The sequence below is a fragment of the Bacillus oleivorans genome, assembly GCF_900207585.1.
Taxonomy (GTDB): Bacteria; Bacillota; Bacilli; order Bacillales; family JC228; genus Bacillus_BF; species Bacillus_BF oleivorans.
Map to the genome: position 1 here is coordinate 193920 of NZ_OAOP01000008.1, position 23849 is coordinate 217768.

20 protein-coding genes, 2 pseudogenes and 1 other annotated feature are annotated in these 23849 nt (G+C 38.7%); of the genes and pseudogenes, 4 read left to right on the forward strand and 18 right to left on the reverse strand.

The genetic code is table 11. The features are described from left to right. Positions 1 to 7 precede the first annotated feature (7 nt). The 6 genes and pseudogenes from CRO56_RS17055 to CRO56_RS17080 form a co-directional block, all read right to left on the reverse strand. Positions 8 to 1225 carry a putative glycoside hydrolase gene (locus CRO56_RS17055; protein ID WP_425427221.1) on the reverse strand — a complete coding sequence of 406 codons (1218 nt, stop codon included), beginning with the start codon at positions 1223 to 1225 and terminating at the stop codon, positions 8 to 10. Positions 1226 to 1769: 544 nt separating this feature from the next. Further along, positions 1770 to 2708, reverse strand: coding sequence for an ABC transporter ATP-binding protein (locus tag CRO56_RS17060; RefSeq protein WP_097159832.1), 939 nt, complete (start codon positions 2706 to 2708; stop codon positions 1770 to 1772). Further along, entirely contained in the window at positions 2705 to 3772 is a 1068-nt protein-coding gene (locus tag CRO56_RS17065; protein WP_097159833.1) for an ABC transporter ATP-binding protein, read from the reverse strand. The genes CRO56_RS17060 and CRO56_RS17065 overlap by 4 nt, the downstream gene beginning before the upstream one ends. Before the next feature lie 16 nt (positions 3773 to 3788). Then, positions 3789 to 4814, reverse strand: a pseudogene (gene opp3C, locus CRO56_RS17070) (oligopeptide ABC transporter permease). Continuing rightward, complete coding sequence (opp3b, locus tag CRO56_RS17075) at positions 4814 to 5743, reverse strand: oligopeptide ABC transporter permease (RefSeq protein ID WP_097159834.1); 930 nt, start codon at positions 5741 to 5743, stop codon at positions 4814 to 4816. The pseudogene opp3C and the gene opp3b overlap by 1 nt, the downstream one beginning before the upstream one ends. Positions 5744 to 5857: 114 nt before the next feature. Then, on the reverse strand, positions 5858 to 7522 hold the full coding sequence (locus CRO56_RS17080) for a peptide ABC transporter substrate-binding protein (protein ID WP_097159835.1): 1665 nt from the start codon (positions 7520 to 7522) through the stop codon (positions 5858 to 5860). A 266-nt stretch (positions 7523 to 7788) separates the two neighbouring features. Between CRO56_RS17080 and CRO56_RS17085 the strand changes: the two genes are divergently transcribed. Both CRO56_RS17085 and trpS read left to right on the forward strand, forming a co-directional pair. After that, complete coding sequence (locus CRO56_RS17085) at positions 7789 to 8139, forward strand: DUF3899 domain-containing protein (RefSeq protein WP_097159836.1); 351 nt, start codon at positions 7789 to 7791, stop codon at positions 8137 to 8139. A 49-nt stretch (positions 8140 to 8188) separates the two neighbouring features. Beyond that, positions 8189 to 8411 (forward strand) — a binding site (T-box leader). A gap of 58 nt (positions 8412 to 8469) precedes the next feature. After that, the gene (gene trpS, locus CRO56_RS17090) at positions 8470 to 9459 is read left to right on the forward strand and encodes a tryptophan--tRNA ligase (protein ID WP_097159837.1); all 990 of its coding nucleotides are present in this window, start codon (positions 8470 to 8472) and stop codon (positions 9457 to 9459) included. Positions 9460 to 10494: 1035 nt separating this feature from the next. Here trpS and CRO56_RS17100 read toward each other — a convergent pair. The 10 genes and pseudogenes from CRO56_RS17100 to CRO56_RS17145 all read right to left on the reverse strand — a co-directional run bounded on the left by CRO56_RS17100 (position 10495) and on the right by CRO56_RS17145 (position 21015). Next, the gene (locus tag CRO56_RS17100; RefSeq protein ID WP_097159839.1) at positions 10495 to 11241 is read right to left on the reverse strand and encodes a YjbA family protein; all 747 of its coding nucleotides are present in this window, start codon (positions 11239 to 11241) and stop codon (positions 10495 to 10497) included. A gap of 86 nt (positions 11242 to 11327) precedes the next feature. Next, complete coding sequence (locus CRO56_RS17105; protein ID WP_245855945.1) at positions 11328 to 11543, reverse strand: YuzI family membrane protein; 216 nt, start codon at positions 11541 to 11543, stop codon at positions 11328 to 11330. 151 nt (positions 11544 to 11694) lie between these two features. Continuing rightward, complete coding sequence (gene opp4C / locus CRO56_RS17110) at positions 11695 to 12603, reverse strand: oligopeptide ABC transporter permease (RefSeq protein ID WP_097159841.1); 909 nt, start codon at positions 12601 to 12603, stop codon at positions 11695 to 11697. 11 nt (positions 12604 to 12614) lie between these two features. Then, entirely contained in the window at positions 12615 to 13580 is a 966-nt protein-coding gene (gene opp4B, locus CRO56_RS17115) for an oligopeptide ABC transporter permease (protein ID WP_097159842.1), read from the reverse strand. A gap of 53 nt (positions 13581 to 13633) precedes the next feature. Continuing rightward, positions 13634 to 15385: an oligopeptide ABC transporter substrate-binding protein gene (gene opp4A, locus CRO56_RS17120; RefSeq protein WP_097159865.1), complete on the reverse strand. Its 1752-nt coding sequence runs from the start codon at positions 15383 to 15385 to the stop codon at positions 13634 to 13636. 34 nt (positions 15386 to 15419) lie between these two features. After that, on the reverse strand, positions 15420 to 16415 hold the full coding sequence (locus CRO56_RS17125; protein WP_097159843.1) for an ABC transporter ATP-binding protein: 996 nt from the start codon (positions 16413 to 16415) through the stop codon (positions 15420 to 15422). Further along, positions 16412 to 17441 (reverse strand): annotated as a pseudogene (locus CRO56_RS17130) (ABC transporter ATP-binding protein). The gene CRO56_RS17125 and the pseudogene CRO56_RS17130 overlap by 4 nt, the downstream one beginning before the upstream one ends. Before the next feature lie 160 nt (positions 17442 to 17601). Next, complete coding sequence (locus tag CRO56_RS17135; RefSeq protein ID WP_097159844.1) at positions 17602 to 18381, reverse strand: DUF2268 domain-containing putative Zn-dependent protease; 780 nt, start codon at positions 18379 to 18381, stop codon at positions 17602 to 17604. A gap of 398 nt (positions 18382 to 18779) precedes the next feature. Then, positions 18780 to 20018, reverse strand: coding sequence for a beta-ketoacyl-ACP synthase II (fabF, locus tag CRO56_RS17140; protein ID WP_097159866.1), 1239 nt, complete (start codon positions 20016 to 20018; stop codon positions 18780 to 18782). A gap of 64 nt (positions 20019 to 20082) precedes the next feature. Beyond that, on the reverse strand, positions 20083 to 21015 hold the full coding sequence (locus CRO56_RS17145; protein WP_097159845.1) for a beta-ketoacyl-ACP synthase III: 933 nt from the start codon (positions 21013 to 21015) through the stop codon (positions 20083 to 20085). 207 nt (positions 21016 to 21222) lie between these two features. Here CRO56_RS17145 and CRO56_RS17150 point away from each other — a divergent pair, with 207 nt between their 5' ends. Continuing rightward, the gene (locus CRO56_RS17150) at positions 21223 to 21492 is read left to right on the forward strand and encodes a hypothetical protein (RefSeq protein WP_097159846.1); all 270 of its coding nucleotides are present in this window, start codon (positions 21223 to 21225) and stop codon (positions 21490 to 21492) included. Positions 21493 to 21727: 235 nt separating this feature from the next. Here the strand turns inward: CRO56_RS17150 and CRO56_RS17155 are convergent, their stop codons facing one another. Next, positions 21728 to 22546, reverse strand: a complete 819-nt coding sequence (locus tag CRO56_RS17155) for a hypothetical protein (RefSeq protein ID WP_097159847.1) — start codon at positions 22544 to 22546, stop codon at positions 21728 to 21730. A 76-nt stretch (positions 22547 to 22622) separates the two neighbouring features. After that, a complete protein-coding gene (locus tag CRO56_RS17160; protein WP_097159848.1) occupies positions 22623 to 23354 on the reverse strand; it encodes a lipase family protein in 732 nt (243 codons plus the stop codon). 186 nt (positions 23355 to 23540) lie between these two features. On the opposite strand from CRO56_RS17160, the gene CRO56_RS17165 reads away from it, so the two are divergent. After that, positions 23541 to 23732: a YjzD family protein gene (locus CRO56_RS17165; RefSeq protein WP_097159849.1), complete on the forward strand. Its 192-nt coding sequence runs from the start codon at positions 23541 to 23543 to the stop codon at positions 23730 to 23732. Positions 23733 to 23849: the final 117 nt, after the last annotated feature.

Genomic DNA, 23849 nt, shown 5'->3' on the forward strand with positions numbered 1-23849 from the left:
TTATCTTTTAATTCAATGGCGTATAATCGACGCCTTCAGTATAACTGTTTCCTGCATCCCATAGTAAGAATTCGGTAATTCCATTTTCATTTAAAGCACGAATTTGTGCTTCTACTTCTTCAACCCCGTACTCGAGATAATTACCTGGGCCTAAATAACTGGCTGTAAAATCTTGAATCCATGGTCTGGAAACAGGTGGGGTTTCAAGCTGAGATAATTTTTCGTTTTCTGCTTTAATATACTCGGTTACAAGCCGGTATGGCTCAAGATCTGGTTTTTCAATTCCAAAATAAGAGGTCCAGTGGCTTGGATAAATCATAGATGAAATCACATCAACATGTTCAGATATTCTCGTGAAGTTCTGCCCAATTCCAGGGGCTGCCGGAATAGTCGCCGTATATCCAAATATATCAACAGAAACATCGACTCCATATGGCTCTAGCTTTTCTTTAGCATAAGCTACGAAATCACTTACAGCTTCGACCCTTTTCTCCACATTGTCCATATCTAAATCCTGATATTCCCCCATACTGTACTGAAGAATATCATCGCGGGTCTCAAACCCCTCTGGAAAACGAACATAGTCAAATTGAATCTCTTGAAAGCCAAGTTTTGCCGCTTCAATCGCAATCCCGACATTATAATCCCAGACTTCTTTTATAAAAGGATTTACAAAAGCTTCTCCCCTGCCATTAAACCATATTTTTCCGTCCTGCTTAAATGACCATTCTGGTTTCATCTTGGCAAGTTCAGTATCTTTAAATACCACTATACGAGCTATCGGGTAAATTTGTTTATCTTCCATTACTTCAAGCATTTTGCGAGGATCTTTTATATATGGCTGACCAATATTTGCATATGGACTATCTGCAGCAGGCTCATATGTAAGATTGCCAAAATCATCTTTAATATCGATAACCATCGTATTTAAATCAGTTGTTTCTATTAATTTTGTTAATGTTTCAAATCTGCTTCCGCCTGCAGAATGCCCCGTCACATAGACTCCCCGGACAGCATCAGGATATGCAAAGACAAGACCAGAGTCATATACAAATCTGGCTACTGTTTCCGGCAATTCTTTATTTTCATACGCAAAAACTCGTGTATGATGAAGCGTAACCTCTTTCGCTGTAGTTTCTCCTTCAGCCAATACGATATTAGCCTGACTGATTTGAAATAGTAATAAACAGAGTAATCCTAATGTAAAAATTTTTTTCCAACCCAAGCCAATTAACCCCTCTCGTGCCTTTTCTCCCTGATTTTGTCTAAATATGTAGAAAGAAGAAAGTTTTTGTCTCTTCTTCTATTTTATCAAGTTTTTGCCAGGTTGCGAGTGGAAATTGATAGCACTTTCTCATCATTTTTTGGCAGCTTTTTTACTATCAAAAATATGACAGAGAATCAAATATAGAAGTGATATAGAGCTATTTGGAAATGATAAATTTAAATTAATTTTAAGTTCTATACTTGTTTGTTTTAAAAAAATGACTATATTTTTTCGTGACTCTGGCCGTTGTTTGGAATTCTGTCACTGTATTCCGGACTTGGCACCCGCTATTCCGGACTTAGCACTCGCTATTCCGGACTTGGCACTTGTATTTTGGAACTAAATTGCACTTTTTTGGGTAATCCGCACCTTTTTAACAGAACTCCAATGTCTTTCACAGAACTTAGATTAATTTAACCGGACTCAATACTTATTTAACCGAACTCAGCATTACATTTTCGTACCTAAGCACAAAAAAAAACGATCCCAAAAAGAGACCGTATCATTGATCATTTTTACGATATTGTTCATACTCTCTTTCAGAACAATAAACAAAATGTCCTGAAGTTATTTCTCTCATTTTTACTTCTTCTCCTTCTTTATACTGATGCATAGAAGGATCATAATGCTTTCTAACCCTTGTTCTTTCCGTTTCCGGATCTGGGAGTGGAATCGCAGAAAGCAATGCTTGGGTATAAGGATGTAATGGATTTTTATAGAGTTCATCAGCAGGAGCTAGTTCTACTAGTTTTCCAAAATACATAACTCCAATTCGGTCACTAATGTACTTGACCATCGATAAGTCATGGGCAATGAACAGATAGGTTAACCCTTTTTCCTTTTGAAGTTTTTTCAGCAGATTCACTACCTGAGCCTGAATTGAAACGTCTAAAGCAGAGATTGGCTCATCTGCAATAATAAATTCAGGCTTTACAGCCAAAGCTCTAGCTATCCCGATTCTCTGTCTTTGTCCGCCTGAAAATTCATGTGGATATCGGTTTGCATGCTCTTTATTTAGCCCCACTGTTTCCAGCAGTTCTTCCACTCTCTCTTTCCGTGCTTTAGCACTGACCGCTAACCCATGAATGTCAATTCCCTCAGCAATAATATCTGCCACTTTCATTTTTGGGTTAAGTGAAGCGTATGGGTCTTGAAAGATCATCTGCATTTTTCTGTTAAATTCTTTTAATTGCTTTTTGCTTTTTTTTCCATGAACATTTTCACCATTAAACAAGACTTCTCCGTCCGTTGCATCATACAGCCTGATAATGGTTCTTCCCGTTGTGGATTTCCCGCAGCCAGACTCCCCGACTAAGCCAAGTGTTTCACCGCGGTAAATATCAAATGAAATACCGTCAACAGCCCGGACTTCACTTGCTGTACCCTTATTAAAATATTGTTTTAAATTTTTGATTTCCAATAGCTTTTCGTTTTGGTTCATTTTGTTTCTCCCCCTTTAGACAGGGATACTTGCTTCATTTTTGCAAATTCAGCTTGTCTTTCTTGAATACTTGGAGGCGGCTCAACTTTAGGTGCGTTCGGATGTAAAAGCCATGTTGCCGCATAATGAGTGTCCGAAACCTTAAAGAGCGGCGGTTCTTTTTCAAGATCAATTTTTAATGCATACTGATTTCTTGGGGCAAATGCGTCCCCTTTAGGAGGATTTAATAAATCTGGCGGTGTCCCAGGAATCGCATATAGCTCCTCATCGCTCGTATCCAGGCTTGGCATTGAGCTTAAAAGCCCCCAGGTATAAGGATGCTGCGGATTGTAAAAAATCTCGTCTACATCACCAATTTCTACGATTCTCCCGCCATACATAACCGCTACCCGATCCGCAACATTCGCAACAACCCCTAAATCATGGGTAATAAAAATAATAGAGGTGTCGATTTTTTTCTGAAGAGTTTTCATCAATTCTAAAATTTGTGCTTGGATTGTTACATCCAATGCAGTTGTCGGTTCATCTGCGATCAATATTTTCGGATTGCAGGCAAGTGCAATCGCAATAACGACACGCTGTCTCATCCCGCCAGAAAATTGGTGCGGGTATTGTTTAAAACGAACCTCAGGATTTGGAATCCCCACAAGCTTCAAAAGTTCCATTACTCGTTTTTTTGCTTCCGATTTGCTTAGGTTCTGATGCTTTAACAAAGGCTCCATAATTTGTTTTCCCACCGTCATTGTGGGGTTTAATGAAGTCATTGGATCCTGAAAGATCATAGAAATGTCTTTCCCTCTGATTTTTTGCATCTTTTTATCTGAAAGCTGAACTAAATCCTTGCCATTAAATAGGATTTGTCCTTGCTTAATTTCTGAATTAGATTTGGGTAATAGCTTCATAATAGATTTTGTTGTAACGGATTTCCCTGAGCCAGACTCACCTACTATTGCCAGCGTTTCCCCTTTTTTAAGGTTAAAATTTACACCGCGAATTGCTTTGACTTCTCCTCCAAAGGTATGGAAAGAAATGTGTAAATCTTTTACTTCCAAAATATTTTCCATCCTGTTTCACCTACCTTTAATCACGCATTTTTGGATCGAATGCATCCCGTAAGCCATCAGCTAGGAGATTGAAGCAAATCATAATGATACTTAAAATGACTGCTGGGAATATTAATACATGCGGGAATATTTGCATAGCTTGATATCCATCCTCGATTAATGTTCCGAGTGATGCATATGGAGATTGCAGTCCTAAACCAATAAAACTTAAGAAAGCTTCAAAAAAGATAGCATTTGGAATCGTAAACATCGTGTTAATAATAATGACACCTGCCAGATTAGGAAGTAAATGCTTCATAATCACTCGCTTGTTGCTTGCTCCCAGTGTTTTGGATGCCAACACTTATTCCTGATTCTTTAGCTTCAGCACCTGTCCGCGGACAACCCTCGCCATTCCCGTCCACCCTGTAATCGTCAGGGCAATCGTAATGGAAAGAATTCCTGGTTTCATGATTAAGATCATTAACACAACTACAATTAAGATTGGGATTCCTACTAATACCTCAATGATCCGCTGCATGACCTGATCGACTTTGCCGCCGTAATATGCAGAGATACCGCCATACGCAACACCAATCACCATGTCAATAAAAGCGGCCAAGAAAGCAATATAAAGGGAAATCTTAGTTCCTTCCCAAACTCGCGTAAATATATCACGGCCTAATGAATCAGTTCCAAACCAAAAATATTCTTCTATCCCCTGTTCGGCATATAAATCTACTTCTTCTCCATATCTCTCGACCTTTCCATCAAATGGAAGCCATTCAATATTTTCGAGGACTGGAATTTTAGGAGGCAGGTTTGATCGGTTTGTATCCTGATCTTCCAATGAGTATTCATTCAAATAAGGACCAACAAAAGCCATTACGATAAAGAATAACAGGAGAAATAGACTGACCACTGCCCCTTTGTTTTTCTTTAACCGTCTCCAGGCATCCTGCATAAAGGTTAAACTTGGTTTTGCAATGACTTCACGTTCGTTTTGATTGACTTCAACAGGCTCAAAACTTGATTTCGGGAGTTGTTCTTCATTCAATTTCATTATGACTTCCCTCCCGCTAAACGAATTCGTGGATCAATAATTCCATAAAGAACATCGACTACAAAAATGATAAAGACAAATAAGGCAGCAAAAAGCATGGTAGTCCCCATAATTATCGGATAATCATTTACCAAAATTGCAGTTACAAACTGGTCTCCTATCCCCGGAATGGAGAAAATGTTTTCAATAACAAGAGAACCCGTCATTAAACTTACAGCAAGAGGTCCTAATACGGTAATAAGAGGTATTAAAGCATTTCTTAATGCATGCCTTACCGTAATTTCAAAGGAGCTGGCACCTTTAGCCCGAGCAAGCTGGATATAATCAGAACCAAGTACTTCAATTAATTCAGTTCTCATGAATCGGGCTGCTGTGGCAATTGGGAACATAGCTAATGAAATCGTTGGCAAAATACTGTAGGAAAAGCCTTTCCAAGTTCCCACAGGAAGCCACCCCATCTTAACAGCTACAAAATATTGAAGCAGGGCTGCAAAAACAAAGGACGGAATCGATTTGCCCAGTACTGCAATAAATGTGCTCCCATAATCAATCCAGCTGTTTTGATAAAGAGCCGAAAAAATTCCAAGTAAAACTCCAAATAATGTTCCAAATACAATCGCTTGCAGACCTAAAGTTATAGAAGGACCTACACGATCCATGATTAAATCTGTTACTTCGCGATTATCAAATTGGAACGATATCCCCATATCCCCTTTTAACAGGTTCCCTAAATAGCTTACATATTGAACAGGAACAGGCTTGTCTAAATTGTATCTTTGTTCTAAAATGGCTAGTTGTTCTTCAGACAATTTATCTTGGGCGGAAAATGGCGTACCAGGGAGAAGCTTCATTAAGAAGAAAGTGAACGTAGCGACAATCCATAGGGTAATTAACATATAGATGAGTCGCTTAGTAACATACTTTGCCATTTTTACACCTCCATCTCCAAAATTAATTCATTCATCTAGTTTTTTATAAACAGGAAAGAGAGAGTATATTTCCATATACTCTCTTCTGTCCTATGCAAAGAGTATTAATTGATTTTATTTTTCAATCGTTACCCATTTGTAGCTATAAGTTGGACCAAACGGATGCACTACAAGTCCTTTTACGTAATCCTGAATAAGCAATGATTTACCTTCCTGATATAGAGGGGCAATCGCTGCATCTTCTTCAAGTAATATCCGTTCAGCTTCTTGTAATGCTTCAAAGCGCTCGACTGGCTGATTTGCAAGAGTAGTTTTTGCGTCATTGATTAAGCGGTCATACTCAGGATTTGAATAAGCCATATTGTTGTTTCCTCCGCCTGTTACCCATAGGTCAGAGAATGTCATTGGATCCTGATAGTCTGGACCCCATCCTGCTACTTGGAGGTCATAATCAAGATTTGTATCACGTTGCAGACGTACGCTAAATGGTACTTCTGATAAAGTAATGGTTAAGCCTGGGAGATTCTTCTCGAGCTGATTCTTTAACCATTCATCCATTCTCTTTGCATTGTCTGTATCACCGCCAAGAATTTCAAGCGTCAATTCAGTAACTCCAAGCTCAGCTAGTCCTTGTTCCCAATATTTCTTCGCTTCCTCTGGGTTGTGCTCAAGCATGTTGCCGTTTGCTTCTCTGAAATCTTCCCCTGATTCTGGATGGGTTACAAAATCTTGTGGTACAGCAAAGTTTGCACCAATTGAGCCATTTTTCAGAATATCTTCGGCCAAATTATCTTTATCGATAGCAAGTGCAATTGCTCTTCTAATATTTTCATTTTGTAAAACTTCACGATCTTGGTTCATTTTTATCCAGAAAATCGTTGGTTCCAGATATGAAACAAAGTTAGGATCTTCTTTATATTTTGTTACATAGTCAGAAGATAACTCACCTGAAATATCTGTATCGCCAGCTTCATAATAGTTAACTCTAGATTGAGAATCCTTTGCAACAGTCACATTTATACGTTCCAGTTGAACAGTATCTTTATCCCAATATTGGTCGTTTTTTTCAAAGTCCCAGGATTGACCTGTACCGTTCCAATTTGAGAGTACGAAAGGACCATTATAAACGAGACTGTCACTATTTAAAGCGAATTGATTACCTTGTTCTTTTACAAATGCTTCATTCTGAGGATAGAATGTTGGAAAAGTCATAAGAGAGATGAAATATGGAACTGGTCTCTCTAGAGTAACGACTAAGGTACGGTCGTCTTGGGCTTGTACACCTAATTCCTCAGGTGGCAGTTCTCCTGTCGAAACTTGTGTCGCATTTTTAATAACCCCATTCATCATATATGGCCCATATTCAGAACCGGTTTCTGGGTCAACGGCTTTTCTCCATGCAAAAACGAAATCATTTGCTGTTACCGGATCACCATTTGACCATTTAGCATCTTCACGAAGTGTGAACGTATAAACTGTTTCTTCTTCATTTACTTCGTAGTCTTCTGCTACAGCCGATTCAGGTTCGTTTTCCTGATTAAGTCTCATTAACCCTTCAAATACTTGGTTCATAACGTTAAATCCAACTTCATCAGTTGCTAAAACACTATCCATTGTTGGAATTTCAGCGGATTCTGTAATACGGAGCACTTGTTCTGCTTCTCCGCCTTCTCCTCCGCCTTCGTTTGCTCCTTGATCGCCACCGCCGTAACACCCTGCAAGAAAAACGCTCGCAGCTAATGCAATGGCCAAAAATGAATAAAATTTTGACTTTTTCATCTAAAAACCTCCCTGAATATTAAATTAGTTTAGAAATGGCATCTATATGTAAATCATTTACATAAAGTAATGAGCCATACGAAAAAATACGACTTTATTCGACATTTACCATGATAAAATATATATTCAAAAAACTCAATCGTTATTTTAGTATAAGTTGAATTAGTTTTAATTATCTATTTATTGCGATATAATATCATTTTTGATTCATTTATAATTTTGTTACAATAATGTAATATTATTCTTAAATAGTTGGTGGATAATGAATGGACAAATGGAAGAATATAGGGATTGCCGCCATGCTTTTTCAAATATTGATACTTATTTACGGCAATTTTGTTAAAGGTGCTGTAACACTAGATATTTTCGTGAATGGGAATTTTTATATCGGATTAATTTTATTGATGGCCGGGCTGTTTGTTATGATTGCCAAAAACGGTTTTTTTGATGTAATCACAAACGGGGTCCGATATGTCTTTTTTAGAAGACAAATGGAGGACGATCAGGAAGGTTACCGCTCATTTTCAGCTTTATTGAGTCTTTCACCCCACTGGCCAATTGGAACAGGAATCGTGCTCCTGGCTTTATCCATTATTTGCTTGTTTTTTATGCGATAGTATTGATTCCATTGGAATTAGCCAATATAATAGAAGAAAATAGCTTATAGTTGGATCGATGATAAAGAAGAGTACTATTAGATGTGACTTATAAGAGAGTTTGTGGTTGGTGAAAACAAACAGTCCCCTAATAGGAATGGGCTTTTGAGTCTGATTAGGAACCGGTTTTAATCGCAGTATGAATCAGCGTGTTGCTTACGTTAGCGAGCATTTTGAGTGGCCAATATGGCAATTAGGGTGGTACCGCGGAAATTAAACCATTCGTCCCTTTTTTTATAGGGATGAATGGTTTTTTTAGTGTTTAAAATGAAATTTTATGAGGTGAATGCAATGAAACGAATTTTCTCTGGAATTCAGCCGAGTGGAACGATTACAATCGGAAACTATATCGGTGCTATGAAACAATTTGTAGAACTTCAAAAGGATTATGAATGTTTTTTCTGTATCGTCGATCAACACGCGATTACCGTTCCACAAGACAGAATTCAGCTTAGAAAAAATATCCGCAGTCTTGCAGCGATGTATATTGCTGTCGGGATTGACCCTGAAAAGGCAACCATTTTTATCCAATCTGAAGTTCCTGCACACGCTCAGGCAGGATGGATGCTTCAATGTGTTACGTATATAGGTGAATTAGAAAGGATGACCCAATTTAAGGATAAGTCACAAGGGAAAGAAGCCGTTGTAGCAGGCTTGCTGACTTATCCGCCTTTAATGGCTGGTGATATTCTTTTATACAATACCGACCTCGTTCCGGTTGGTGAAGATCAAAAACAACATCTTGAATTAACAAGAGATATTGCGGAGAGATTTAATAAAAAATACAACGAGATTTTTACGATTCCAGACCCGAGAATAACAGAAGTTGGAGCAAGAATCATGTCTTTACAGGATCCAACGAAAAAAATGAGTAAATCTGATCCAAACCAAAAGGCTTTTATCTCGATGCTGGATGACCCAAAACAAATTGAAAAGAAAATCAAAAGTGCTGTAACCGATTCAGAAGGAATCGTCCAATATGATAAGGAAAATAAACCTGGTATTTCAAATCTTCTCTCGATTTATTCTATTTTCTCCGGTGAGGCAATCCCGGATATTGTTCAAAAATATGATGGAAAAGGATATGGCGAGTTTAAGGAAGAGTTAGCGCAAGTAGTTATTGATGCATTATCGCCGATCCAAGCCAAATATTATGAATTAATTAACTCCAATCAATTGGACGAGATCCTGGATAGTGGCCGTGATCGCGCTAATCATATTGCCAGTAAAATGGTGAGAAAGATGGAAAATGCGATGGGATTGGGCAGAAAACGGAAATAATGCCGTTTAAGTACTCGAAGACTCATTTCCACTGCCTGATATAAATAAAAGATTGTAGCAGTGGAAAGTGGGAAAGCGAGCTAGGCGAGACCCCGCATTGAGGAACGAGCCAGGAGGCTCGTTTGGTACGCCCGCGGAAAGCGAAGTGTATTCGGGCGGCATTGTGTAAGCAACAATGCGAAAATAGACTTACAAACAAGAAATATAATTGCTGATAAAAAATAAGATGTAATACAAAGAGTTCAGCTCATTGACGGCTGGGCTCTTTTTTGTGGTTCGGGATTGTGACGGAGAGGATTTTTGGAGCGAAAGTAATGAGGTTGGAGCGAAATTTACATTTTTGAGCACAAATCAAGGGTTTGGAGCGTCTTTTTCGTTTTTGGAGCACGAGCCCAGCGGATTTCCTGCTTTTAGGAGCGGGGTTCAGGGAGATTGGAGCGGGAAACTAGGGTTTTGAGCACAAATTTAAATTTTGGAGCGGTACCTCTAAGCTTGAAGCATGAAAATTTGGGTATGATAATTAAGTAATTGGGCTCGAATCACCATTTTTGGGCGGCTTCGTGACTTTTTTGGGCTGGACTATGACATTTTTGGGCGGGTTTTACAATGTAATGGGCGATTGCCCCTAGTAATTGGGCGCTTCTCCCGTTTAATTGGGCGGGAAATTTTGTAATTGGGCCGCCACCATAATATTTGGGCAGTATTCTCGTTTTTTGGGCGGTCACCACAATATTTGGGCGGTATTCTCGTTTTTTGGGCGGTCACCACTATATTTGGGCGACAATCTCGATAATTGGGCGGACACCACAATATTTGGGCGACAATCTCGATAATTGGGCGGATACCACAATATTTGGGCGACAATCTCGATAATTGGGCAGATACCACAATATTCTGGCGGCAAACTTTTCTTTACCACATAACAAAATATACGCACATTTTATAAAACAATTATCCACAAGCTGGGAATTTTATAATAAACAATAAAGCCGACTGCAGCTGGTCTATCACCATTGCAGTCGGTCTTTTTATTTGTTAATTGACCTTTGATCCATTTTCAATTTCCCAAAGTTTTTCAAAAAATGGCTGTCCCTTTATCATATGTTCGCATAATATCTTATGCTTGTCCGTCCATCCATGCTTGACTTCATTATATAACCGATTCCATGCTTCTTCAAAGCTCAAGTCCTGTATGGAGAGATAGTCTTCAGGAGACCATTCGGTTAACCAGTATCTTACTTCAGCCGCATTTTTTGTACCGTTGAGCTGATCCATGGCCATTAAAAGTAATTGTTTCAGCTGTCTTTCTTTTCTTGTTAAGCCATTCATGTAAGATGGCGATGGTGATAATATATGGTACTCCTTATGTAAAAAGCTTTCAGGAATCTCATAGTGAATAGGTTCCTGGTTATCAACCATATCATAAACGAGCTGTTCCTGACGCGGAATGAGTCTGCTTTTCCGTACTGGTATTTTGTAACCGATTGTATCAACCGCCATAATCCCCAAACCGTCTGTCACAATAAAGCAATAGTCTACTTGAATTCTTTCGTGATTTTTCCGCAGGTATGCCTTTTGATACACCTCTTCTAATAGCTGTTTGGGAAGCTCAGCTAAATCATTTTCAATATAGAAAAATACTTCAGGTGTTACTTTGATCAAGGGAACTTGATCTAATAACTCAATACTATCCTCTTTTCTCCATTCGTGAAAATGACAAACATTATATCCATTTTCTTCACCTTCAAACCAATTCACCCAAACGTCGTGGAGATATAACATACTTGCACCCCTCAAAACCTTTGTTTTGCTTTCAGTATGGGCAGGATGAAGTAAAATTATTCCTCTTTAACCATTAGAAAAAAGTTTTAATCCTCTCTCCCTATACCAGGAAAATAAATACTAAACCAGATCAGTAAAATACCGAACGGCAACAGAAGACATTCAATATTTGTACTAATATAGTAAAGATAATCGGTAAACTCAAATCCGGTAGTTAGTAAGTTTAAATAAGCAATGGTACTAACACCGCCAATTACACTTAATCCAAATCCTGTAAATAAGATAAAAATCCGATAGCTCAATGCACTCATCCTTTTTGCATCTTTACTACATATCTATGTTTGTCCACCTTTCTATAGTACAGGCTCTTCTAACAACATAAATGCAGAGGTATATAGCAAGAATCCAATTTGAGATAATAAAAAAAATCTATCATACGCAGTATGATAGATTTTAACGAGCAGATTTAGGATTCAATGCGTCTTTAATACCTTCACCGATAAAGTTAATAGAAAGAGTTGTAAATACAATAATCAGTGCCGGTGGTGCCCACATCCAAGGTTTATCTTGTAATACATCAGGCTCATTCGCAAATGAGAGCATGTTACCCCAGCTTGGAACTTGAGACGGTACACCAAAGCCCAGATAACTTAAACCTGCCTCAGCCACGATCATCCCTGCAAACGTAATAGTTGCTTGAACAATGATAGTAGAGAGGACATTTGGCAATAAGTGCTTAATGATAACCTTCGAAGGAGAACATCCAATTGAAACAGCAGCCAATATATATTCGTTTTCCCTTTCGGCTAAAATTTTACTCCGAACAATCCGTGCTATTCCACCCCATGATAAGAATCCGATTACCATAATTAATACCCAGACACCACTAACAATCCCAAACAATATTGTATTCAAAACGATAACAAACACCATGAATGGGAAGTTAAGAACGAAGTCTGTAAATCTCATTAGCAGATTATCAACAGCCCCGCCAAAGTATCCGGCAATAGCTCCAACAATCGTACCAAATGTAATAACGATGATCGTACAAGCCATACCTACAAGAAGTGATATTCTACCACCATATAACAACCTAGTGAATACATCACGACCATTTTTATCGGTACCGAGCCAATGCTCACCGGATGGTTCTAATGACATTGCACTAATATTAACCTTAGTAATATCCTGAGTTGTAATATATGGTGCTAAAAAGGAAATGACTGACACAAATAGCAAAAAGCAAATACTTATCATCGCAAGTTTATTTCGTAAAAACTTACGTCGAGCAATGGCCCATGGAGACATGCTTTTTGGCGGTTTGACTTGGGTGTTAGTTGACTTTTCTAATTTCGTTTCCATCTGCCATCCTCCTAATCCAACCGAATCCGCGGATCAACAATTCCATATAATAGATCGGCAACTAAGTTTCCAACTAGAACCAGAAATGAGAACATTAATGTTAATACCATTAATACGTTATAGTCACGGTTCGTAACTGAGTTTAAGAATAATTGTCCAATTCCAGGGTAAGTAAAGATCGTTTCAGTAATAATCGCTCCACTTACGATGGAAACAAGGTCAAACCCTAAGAACGTAACAAGCGGAATAATCGAGTTACGAAGAATGTGTACATTATAAATCTTAGATTCTGCTGTACCTTTTGCACGTGCAGTACGTACAAAATCTTTTCTGCTATTCTCGATAATATCATTCCGTAAAAACTGAGTATATGATGCCGTACTAAGCATTCCTAAACATAATGCTGGTAAAATAACATGGTGTACCCGACTTAAAAAGTAATCAAAGGTGCCTTTTTCTAGCTCAATATTTACAGATCCATTTGACGGAAACCAGTCCAAGCCAAATGCAAAAATGTATATTGAAAACACGGCTGCTACGAAAGATGGAATCGCGAAACCCAGATAGTTATAGCCTGCTATTAAATGATCCCCTAGCGTATATGGCTTACGACCTGCATACATACCTAACGCAAATGCCATAATGTACGTAATTATTATTGATGATAGTCCCAAAAATATTGTATTTGGCAAGCGTTCCAGGATTAATTCTTCGGCAGGAATTTTATAACGTGTCGATTTCCCAAAATCACCTTGTAGAATATTAGAAATCCAGTTAAAGTATTGCTGAGGTAACGGATCGTTATATCCAAGCTTCTCCCTCATCATTTCGATGTATTCGGGATCCGTATTCGTTGGATCTATTTCCCCACTGAGTGAGTCCCCTGGCATTAATTTAGCCAGGGTAAACACTACAATGGAGATAAGGAAAAGCATCGGAATCATTCCTAGTATTCTTCGAAGTGTGTACTTAATCATTATGCATTCTCCTTATCCATCGTTAAAAAAAAGCGATGGGGGAGAGGAGAGGATTACTCCCCAGCCTCTAGCCACCATTCGTTCGCAGGGTTAGTACCGTTAACCCCGATAGTTACACCTTTAAGGTTTTTACTAATTGCCCATGCATCTCTAAGCTCCATGATTGGAAGTACTGGAAGTTCTTCGTTCATGATACCTTGCCATTGAACATAAAGATCACGGCGAGCTTCTTCATCATCACCTACAAGGTCAATGTTAAGAGCATCTAGTAATAGTTGATCAGCTTCTTCGTTCACAAAACGAGGGTAGTTCCAAAGTGCGTCGATACCCCATAGCGGGCGTGGATCTGGGTCAGCACCAGTTCCCCAACCAGCATAGAATGCTTCGATAGCTGGATCATCTTTTTCGATCATATCGTAATAAAGGTTAACTTCAGTCATAACTAGTTCACCGTCGATTCCGACTTCTTCCCAATATTGAACGATCGCTTGTGCACGAGCTTCATATGTTGGGTTACCAGTATCATAGTGACCAAAGTTTATTACAAATTTGTCGCCATTTGGATCTTCACGGAATCCATCACCATCAGTATCTACATAACCAGCTTCATCAAGCAATTCTTTTGCTTTTTCAGGGTCATAAGTGTAGTTAATTGGTAATTCATCATCTGTTGCTGTAATCCAGTGCGCAGACGGGCTAGGCGTATTCACTGGGCTTCCTAATCCGCTGAAGAATGCATCTACCCAAGCCTGACGGTCAATCGCATAAAGCAACGCTTGTCTTAGTTGTGTATTTGCATACTTGCTGTTAGGATCCATGACGTTCTTTTCGCCATCCCATTTACCTAATTTGAATCCAATATAGTAGTAAGATAGACCTGGAACTTCAACTACTTCTACGTTTTGTAGCTCTTGCACTTGCGGAAGAATAGAAGGGTGGAATGCTGTCATATGAACGTTTCCAGTTTCTAGTTCTCCTACAGTTAATGCACCATCAATTACTTTAACAATTACTTTATCTAGGTTTGGAGCACCTTTCCAATAATCAGCATGTGCTTCCATTTCTACAGATTCACCAGGAAGTACATTTGTTACTTTAAATGGTCCAACCCCAACAGGAGTCTTACGTACTGGATCAGACTCTTGCATATCAGCTACAGCAATACCTTCGAATGCCTTTTGAGACATTGGGTATGGCCATAGGTTTGTAAGGTTATTTAGTCTTGCTTCTGTAAATGTAACAGTTAGTGATTGACCATCTTCAGATACTTGCAGACCAGAAATGCTGTCAGCTGTTCCGGCATGGAACTCAGCCGCACCTTGGACATCTTGAACGTTTACATAACGAGGTCCTGTGTAATCAGGGTGTGCGAGTGTTTCTAACGCAAATACCCAGTCATGCATCGTTAAAGTTTCACCGTTGTGCCATTTAATGTCATCTTGTACAAGAGTAAAAGTAAATGTTTTGTTATCTTCTGTAGTCCATTCAGCTAACCAAGGAATCGGTTTTAAGTTTTCGTCGTAATCATACATTCCTTCGTTAACAAAATCTAGAATCTCAGCATCTGAAACAATGCCGTAGAAAGCGAAATCTAGTAGACCTTCGAATTCCCCTTCCATTGCATAAGTAAGAGTTCCGCCTTTAACCGGACCTTCTTCTGCAGCTGGATCGTCTCCATTTTCTCCTTGAGTGTCCGGGTCATTGTCAGTTCCTTGAGTATCATCGTCTCCACCGCTACAAGCAGCAAGGAACAATGCAAGAACTAACATTAAAACCATTAATAGAAATGATTTTTTTAGTTTCATTGTTTTCCCCCCATAGTAAGTATTAAAAATAGTATCAATCATATAAGATACAAGCTACCTTATGCCCTGGCTTCACCTCCTTCAAGGTTGGTTTAATCTTAGAACACTCCTCTTTAGCCATTGGACATCTCGTATGGAACGGACAGCCTGTAGGAGGGTTCGTTGGATTTGGTACATCCCCTTGAAGAATAATTCTTTCCTTCTTCTTGCGCGGATCTGGCTCTGGGATGGCTGAAATTAAGGCTTGAGTGTACGGATGAAGAGGTTCAGCGTACAAGCTATCTTTGTCTGCAATTTCTACCATATTTCCTAGATACATAACCCCAATTCGATCACTCATATGTTTGACAACACTGAGATCGTGGGCAATAAACAGATACGTTAAATCAAAGTCGTGCTGCAATTCCTTTAACAGGTTTAATACCTGTGATTGAACGGAAACGTCAAGAGCTGATACTGGTTCGTCAGCAATGATTAGCTTTGGTTTTAAAGCTAATGCCCTTGCGATTCCGATCCGCTGACGCTGTCCTCCAGAAAATTCATGAGGGTATTTGTAGTATGCGTCCTCAGGAAGACCTACTTTTTCAAGAAGTTCCATGACCTCTTTTTTTAAGTCCTCTTTCGTAGGATTAGAATAGTTTAAAATTGGTTCACTAATAATATTTCCAACCATTTGTGTTGGGTTCAATGATGCATAAGGGTCTTGAAAAACCATCTGAAAATTCTTCCGGGCTTCGCGAAGCTTACTGCCTGATAGATTCGTTATATCTTCGCCATCGAATATAATGTTTCCTCCCGTTGGCTTAAGCAAGCGCAAAATCGTACGGCCCGCGGTAGACTTTCCGCAGCCTGATTCACCTACAAGCCCGAGGGTTTCACCCTTTTTAATTTCAAATGAAATATCATCCACCGCTTTAACGGTTGCAATTGTTCTTCTAAAGAATCCGCCTTTGATTGGATAGTAAGTTTTTAAGTTTTTTACTTCTAATAGATTCTCGTTATTGTGCAAATCTTTTTCTACGATGCTCATGAAGCGTTCATCCCTTCTTTCGGCTTGCTTGTTTCATACAATAAACAAGAAACCTCATGTCCTGCATTTGTTTCAGCAAGTTGCGGAGTAACTAGCGTGCACTCAGGCATAGCTTTTGGACAGCGGTGGGCAAACTTACAGCCTACACGCGGCATATTTTTCAGCGAAGGGACTATTCCTTGAATGGTGGCTAGCTCTTCAACTTCTTCATCCAGCTTAGGAATTGCACCCATTAAAAGTTCTGTGTATGGGTGTTTTGGATCATGGAAGAGAGTATCAACATCAGTCTTTTCTACTACATTACCGGCATACATAACAATAACTTCGTCACAGATCTCGGCAACTACCCCTAAATCATGGGTAATCATGATAATAGACATATCATTTATAGCCTGGATTTCCTTCAACAGTTCCAGAATTTGGGCTTGTACGGTAACATCCAAGGCTGTAGTTGGTTCATCAGCAATTAATAGTTTGGGCTGGCAAGCAATCGCAATCGCGATCATAACACGCTGACGCATCCCCCCCAGATAGCTGGTGAGGATATTCATCAACGATTTTTTCCGGACGTGAGATTCCGACACTTTTTAAAAGTGCAATCGCTTTCGTGCGCGCTTCTTTTTTTGATATTTTCATATGATTGTGAAGAACTTCTTCAATTTGATAGCCAATCGAAAATACCGGATTTAATGCTGTCATTGGTTCTTGGAAAATCATTGCCATGTCTTTTCCGCGAATTTTATTAATTTCCTTGTCGGTCATGTTCTCTAAATTAATTCCGGCAAATTTGATTTCGCCACCAACAATTTTCCCGTTTTCTTTTGGTAAAAGTTTCATTATTGAAAGTGACATCACGCTTTTTCCGCAGCCTGATTCACCTACTATTCCGACAATTCGACCTGGTTTCACACTAAATGACACATTGTCTACAGCGTTGTAATACTCTCCATCAATGCGAAATGCTGTCTCTAAGTTCTTAACCTCAAGCAAAGGTGCTTCAGATTGAGTTAATGATTTACCGCTCATAGGTACACCTCTTACTTTTTGTATTATTCAGTCAATTAATTTACTTGAATTTCATATTATTACAGTTTTATTACAATTGCAATACTTTTTTGAAATATAACTTTTTCCTATTTTTAGAATTTTTCAGGTTAAAAGAAGATTAGAATTGTCTGGACAAGGATTAGTCCAAATCTAACAAAAATGTCTCAGCTGGTTCCCCGATAAAAGCTTTTGTAGAAAAGTTTTCTTCTTTTCTGAATTCTGAAATTAAAAAAAAGCCCACTGAATATCCTACCATTGTTGGAAACATTTTTCTACCGTATAATAACAAATCATGTAATTTTTTTTCTCTTCTTGTCGAAAGATTCGGATAAAACCAGCGTTTCCACCAATATTTTAATTGATCCTCTGAATACATTCGGCTCCATTTTGCAATATAATTTTTCCCGCAATATTCTAATACGGCATGCTCGGCAAGTCCTTCCATTACTAATGAATCTAGTAAAGTTAAATATGGGACTTTATTCTTTATGGCCTGAAAACGGCAAGCATGATGATATTCATGCACAAAAAGAGCTTCTATTTCCTTTTTGGTGGGCTGATCTGACAAAAACAAATAAAGAGCTTCTGGAAACGCAACTCCGGATTTCCCATTAGTGTCTCTCATTAAAGAGCGGCTTCTTGTATTCATTGGCAGGATGTAGATTGGAATATCCGGACCTTTCCAAATTCTCTTATATTTTTGATAATAGAATTTTATTAAACGCCAAATCTCTTTATTTTGCAATATTTTTATAAGATTTTTTCCACTATTAAAATTTGGATGTAAACCATGTGTAAGTAATATATTTTCTAACTCATTTATTGAAATGGAATGTGATTTAAAAGGTAACTTTTCTAATATATTATCGAAATTTGCATCAGCATTTTCATACCACTTATCAGTCTGGATAACCGCCATAACTACTCCCTCACTCTAGTTTTTTTGGTTACAGTATATGTTCATTGGGAGTAATAGGGTTCTGGTGTGGCGGTTGAATCATATTGGGGATGGCAGATAAAAAGGGGTTTCTGAATTTGCAGGACACTGGTTCCGTTATCTGTGACAAAAGCAGCGATTTCAAAAATTTTAGGACACCAGTTCCGTTAAACTGGTAAATCACAGAGATTTTTGGCTGATTTTCGGTAAATAACGGATCGTATGTCCTTTAGCATCTTCCGAACGATCGTTTTTGGGCAAATAACAGATCGTATGTCCTCTCGTACAGAAGGGATACTCATCCCCTGGCATTGGTTCATGATCCAGACTTAAAAGTTATAACGTAAAAAAACAGGCGCAATGACCGCCTGTTTTTTTACTTATTCATATTTTTTAAAAACTAATGTCGCGTTATGTCCGCCAAATCCTAAAGAATTACTTAAGGCTGCTTTGATATCTGCCTTTCTAGCTTCGTTTGGCACATAGTCCAGGTCACAATCTGGATCTGGTGTTTCGTAATTAATAGTTGGCGGCAATATTCCATGCTTGATTGCTAAGACACTAAAGATCGCTTCTACTCCGCCGGCAGCACCTAAAAGGTGGCCAGTCATTGATTTAGTCGAGCTGATCGGAAGCTTATAAGCATAATCGCCAAATACTTCTTTGATGGCCATTGTTTCAAATTTATCATTGTAGTCTGTGCTGGTTCCATGTGCATTCACATATCCGATATCTTCAGGCGACAATCCGCTATCTTGAATCGCAATTTTCATGGCACGAGCCCCGCCTTCTCCACCTGGAGATGGAGCTGTAATATGGTAGGCATCTCCGGTAGCACCGTATCCGACCACTTCTGCGTAAATTTGTGCTCCTCGATTTAAAGCATGCTCTAATTCCTCTAAAACAACAATCCCCGCACCTTCCCCAATTACAAATCCATCCCGGTTTTTATCGAATGGGCGGCTTGCTTTATTTGGGTCAGGGTTAGTTGATAGAGCCGTGTTTGCACAGAATCCGGCAAGAGCCATTCTCGTAATCGGTGCTTCAGAGCCCCCGGAAATAATTGCATCTGCATCGCCGCGCTGGATTGCTTTAAAAGCGTCACCAATTGAGTTTGTGCCAGTTGCACAAGCAGTTACAGTACATGAGTTTATACCCTTTGCCCCTAACATAATCGATACTTGTCCTGCTGCCATATCTGGGATCATCATCGGAATCAAGAAAGGACTTACACGTCTTGGTCCTCGATTTAACAAGGTTTCGAATTGGTTTTCCATAGTCTCCATTCCGCCTATACCGGAACCAATCCAGACTCCAATGCGTTCTGCATTTTCCTCCGTGATTTTCAGACCAGAATCCTCTACCGCCATCAAAGAGGCAGCCACTGCATATTGTGCAAATTTGTCCATTTTTCTTGCTTCTTTCCGGTTTACATACTTTTCCGGATCAAAATCTTTAATTTCTGCAGCCACCTTTGCAGGATAATCTTCTGGATTTACCCTCGTTAAAGGTCCTACTCCCGATTTTCCTTCAATCAGGGCACTCCAAGTAGATGCCACATCCGTACCCAATGGGGTTACTGCACCTACTCCCGTTATAACGACTCTTTTTTTCGGCATCGTCATAATTGCCACTCCTTTTTTTGATTTAACTTCCGTATTAAATACAATTAGTACATTGCATTTATCTTCCCCATCTTAAGGCAATGGCCCCCCAGGTGAGTCCACCGCCAAAACCAACTAATACGATTGTATCACCGTCTTTGATTTGTCCATTTTCAGCCGCTTCTGAAATTGAAATTGGAATCGAAGCCGATGATGTGTTCCCGTAAGACCTTACAGTGGTTGACATTTTTTCAAGCGGTAAGCCTAACCTTTCCCGTGCGGATTCCATTATTCTCATGTTTGCCTGATGAGGGATTAAAAAGTCAACGTCTTCACGCTTTAATCCTGCTTTTTCTATTACATTAACACAGGATTCACCCATTTGTCTTACTGCAAATTTAAATACTTCTCTCCCATTCATTTGTATATAGCGGTCTTGGTACAAATGCTTGCCGCCAGAACCATCCGCTCCAAGTTCAAAGGAAAGAATTCCTTTATCTTCTGAGACAGGACCCATTACCACTGCTCCGGCACCATCACCAAATAATACAGCTGTATTTCGATCTTCCCAATCGACAATTTTCGAAAGCTTCTCAACACCTACTACTAAGACATTCTTATAGGCTCCCGTTTCGATAAACTGTGCAGCTGTTACCATCCCATACATAAATCCAGAGCAAGCTGCACTTAAATCCATCGCCGCAGCCTTTTTGGCTCCAAGCTGCTCCTGAAGAATGCATGCAACGGAAGGGAAAGGCATGTCAGGTGTGACAGTAGCTACTAAGATCAGATCTATATCTTCTCCTGCTACCTCAGCATCACTTAACGCTCTTTTCGCTGCTTCTAAGCCCATATCAGAAGTATCCATTTCATCAGATGCAATTCTTCGCTCTTCTATTCCGGTTCTAGTCCGAATCCATTCATCTGAAGTATCCATTCGTTTCTCTAAATCGAAATTTGTGACTATTTTTTCTGGTACAAAATGACCTGCGCCTAATACGCCTGCTTTCAAGGAATTCATCCCCTAACTTTATAATGTTGCTCAAATGATGAGTACTAGAAAATATTATAGGTTAATAATATGACTTGGTACTAATTTTAATCAATAAATAAGAATTTCGCAACTTATTTCTTATTTTCAAAACAGAGACAACTGTCTATACGTACCTATATTTTCCCACATAGATTACTATAAGGAATTATGTTTGGAGGTAAAAAAATGGAGAAAAACCGCTATCAAGAAATTGATGATCGTTTTTCAAGATTTATGTTTGGGGAACGGCGAGCAAGACGAGAAAATGATACTGCGGAAAAAACTGGTGAAATAGAAGAAATATTTAAGAACAATCCTAATGGTTCCACTCCGGATATCCCCTACTGGGAGTTAATAGAGAAAATAGACAACATCATGACGACCTTATCCAACTTTAAGCCTTTAGTCCAAAAAGTAACTCCTTTCATTGAAAAATTTATTTCTAAAAAAGACTAAGTCTAAAGAAAACTTGACTTTAGGCTAGACGCAGGCGATTGCATAGTTGCTTTTATCACGCTTGAAACGCCACGATCTGTGACTTCGCTTGATTAGGGGATCCCGCCCCTTTGTACTTTTTTAAAGATTGGCTTTAGTGCCGATTTATCTTGATTGCAGCCAATTTAAACTTTTTTACAATACAAAAGAGCCCCTTCATTAGAAGGAAGCTCTTTCTCATTTTACAGATATCTTCTTAAATATGATGCGTATTATGATGATGGAATTCTCTTATATTTATTAACCAATCCTTTTGTTTCTTTTCGCTATTTGCCCCGGCTGGAACCTCCATTACCTTCATATTATTTAATTCATTGCGTGACCAGGCAGTTAAATCTCCTGACCATTCACAATCTTTTTCTAAAATTTTCTCAATAAATCCGGTAAACCCTTCACTGCTTTTCAGGATGGCATGTTCGAAATGCGGAAATATTTTTTTTGCGATAAAAGCCGCAGCTTCCTCAGAGGATAAAATTTCATTGAAATTACTCTTAGGGACCTTTACATCGTCTGTTTGTTTGCGGTACAACTGTACAAACAAATCCCTCTCCGGCTGTCTTGACCCATACAGCGGAGGCAAAGCTATATAAATGGGATTAGGAATAATTGCTTCACACTTTTCTTGAAATGTTCTAAAACTTTCTATTGAAATAGGAATTGCAGTATATTCAACCGGCTGAAAAATAATGGTTTGGTCTATTTTTCGATGGTCCAAAATCAAAGACAAATGCTGAATGATCGCTTCGAAGTGTTTCTCCTCTAGAAACTGATGATCATAATGGGAGAAAAAGAGAAATGTTTTGCCTTCCTTTTCAACTTGATCCTTTACTTGAGATTCCCCGGTTTCTTTCCACTCGGCATAATTTGCATTTCTGCCAACCATCAGTGACAGTTCTTCACGATCATCCTGAAATGGATAGGGAATCCCTGTTACCTGATATCCCTCATTTAAGAACTGCTGGCAAATTTCAAAAGCAAAAAAATGATAGACCCCATAAATACAGATCTGATCCATTCCGGTCCCTCCTTATTGCTACAGTCTATGACCGTTCGCTTTTATATATGTGTAAGGTGTCTGGGAATATGGTTGTCTATAAATCTTCATGGTTTTTAAAAGTACGAAGAATTAATGAGGCAATCAGATTCCTTCTTTCCGGTAAAATGTAATGGATAAGGGTATGTGATTGTTTTTCTTTTCTCACGTCGACAATCTCTTCCATTATTCTCTTTTTAGAGGATGTCCTATTTCCCTCCATCACATAAAAGATTGATAATATTTGCGGGAAAACCCATATTTGTATCGGTTTTTCCGTTTGATTCTGCAGCTGTTCAGGGGAACCAAGGTTGGCCATTTTCACTTCATGAAGTAATTTTTTATAAAAGAATAATTGTTCTTTTTCCTCATCGATTTTCTCCCTAAGTGAAAAATAAGGATTAATCACACAAACAGTTCGAATGTTTTTGTCTAGAGCTTTAACAAATTCAGGAATTAGAAGAGCTCCCATTCCTTCTGCAATGATATGAATTCTTTCATTTAAGATTTCGTGTCTGATCACATAGTGATAGAGGTTTTCAGCTAATTCTCTTGCTTTCACACTGCCCCAATGATTGCCATACAAATTGGAATAAAAAACAGTATACCCCGCATCAAGCAAAGCTTTTAACCAAATATTTCTGCCAAAATGCTGAATCCAATAGCTATTTTTCTCCTCAACAAAATGACCCTCTCCCCCGAGAATTAAGACACCAAACCCGTTTGGTTTCTCTGGGTAATGGATCACATTCCATTCAGTATCTAATTGAAAAAATCTCTGCTTCACCATAAAGATGACCCCTCTTTAAAATAGATACTCTTAACATAGCTATGCAAGGACTCCCCAATTGGGAAGAGGTGTAAGCCCAATTAACACAGAAAACGTTCACGAAATTTATACAAAATTTCTTTTATTCCTTTTTGATGATGTGGTAACATATAAAAAGGAATAGGAAGAAAAGTAGGTGACAATAAGATGCAATATATTTGGGCAGTTATTTGGTCATTTCTTTTAGGATTAATGATCTCTTATGTTATCCCTTCTATGACAGGCGGACATTTTGAACTTGAATTAGGGTTAATACTAGGAACCGTATTCTCTGTATTTACCATTCTATTCACAGTCTTAATGCCTCAAGGTGAAAACCAGGAAGACCCTACTCATTAATGTTCAAAAACCACCGAAATTATGAACTGCACCCCAATTGTTAGACACACAACTAACAATTGGAGGTGCAGTTTTTATATGTCTAAATTTAACATAGAGGAAAAAATAGAAGCAGTT

Excerpts from the sequence above, each read along its gene's own strand:
- trpS (WP_097159837.1), top strand. The coding sequence starts at position 8,470 with ATGAAACGAATTTTCTCTGGAATTCAGCCGAGTGGAACGATTACAATC.
- CRO56_RS17085 (WP_097159836.1), top strand. The coding sequence starts at position 7,789 with ATGGACAAATGGAAGAATATAGGGATTGCCGCCATGCTTTTTCAAATA.
- CRO56_RS17135 (WP_097159844.1), bottom strand. The coding sequence starts at position 18,381 with ATGGCGGTTATCCAGACTGATAAGTGGTATGAAAATGCTGATGCAAAT.
- CRO56_RS17165 (WP_097159849.1), top strand. The coding sequence starts at position 23,541 with ATGCAATATATTTGGGCAGTTATTTGGTCATTTCTTTTAGGATTAATG.
- CRO56_RS17150 (WP_097159846.1), top strand. The coding sequence starts at position 21,223 with ATGGAGAAAAACCGCTATCAAGAAATTGATGATCGTTTTTCAAGATTT.
- CRO56_RS17100 (WP_097159839.1), bottom strand. The coding sequence starts at position 11,241 with ATGTTATATCTCCACGACGTTTGGGTGAATTGGTTTGAAGGTGAAGAA.
- fabF (WP_097159866.1), bottom strand. The coding sequence starts at position 20,018 with ATGCCGAAAAAAAGAGTCGTTATAACGGGAGTAGGTGCAGTAACCCCA.
- CRO56_RS17125 (WP_097159843.1), bottom strand. The coding sequence starts at position 16,415 with ATGAGCATCGTAGAAAAAGATTTGCACAATAACGAGAATCTATTAGAA.
- CRO56_RS17065 (WP_097159833.1), bottom strand. The coding sequence starts at position 3,772 with ATGGAAAATATTTTGGAAGTAAAAGATTTACACATTTCTTTCCATACC.
- opp4C (WP_097159841.1), bottom strand. The coding sequence starts at position 12,603 with ATGGAAACGAAATTAGAAAAGTCAACTAACACCCAAGTCAAACCGCCA.
- opp4B (WP_097159842.1), bottom strand. The coding sequence starts at position 13,580 with ATGATTAAGTACACACTTCGAAGAATACTAGGAATGATTCCGATGCTT.
- opp4A (WP_097159865.1), bottom strand. The coding sequence starts at position 15,385 with ATGAAACTAAAAAAATCATTTCTATTAATGGTTTTAATGTTAGTTCTT.
- opp3b (WP_097159834.1), bottom strand. The coding sequence starts at position 5,743 with ATGGCAAAGTATGTTACTAAGCGACTCATCTATATGTTAATTACCCTA.
- CRO56_RS17155 (WP_097159847.1), bottom strand. The coding sequence starts at position 22,546 with ATGGATCAGATCTGTATTTATGGGGTCTATCATTTTTTTGCTTTTGAA.
- CRO56_RS17080 (WP_097159835.1), bottom strand. The coding sequence starts at position 7,522 with ATGAAAAAGTCAAAATTTTATTCATTTTTGGCCATTGCATTAGCTGCG.
- CRO56_RS17060 (WP_097159832.1), bottom strand. The coding sequence starts at position 2,708 with ATGAACCAAAACGAAAAGCTATTGGAAATCAAAAATTTAAAACAATAT.
- CRO56_RS17160 (WP_097159848.1), bottom strand. The coding sequence starts at position 23,354 with ATGGTGAAGCAGAGATTTTTTCAATTAGATACTGAATGGAATGTGATC.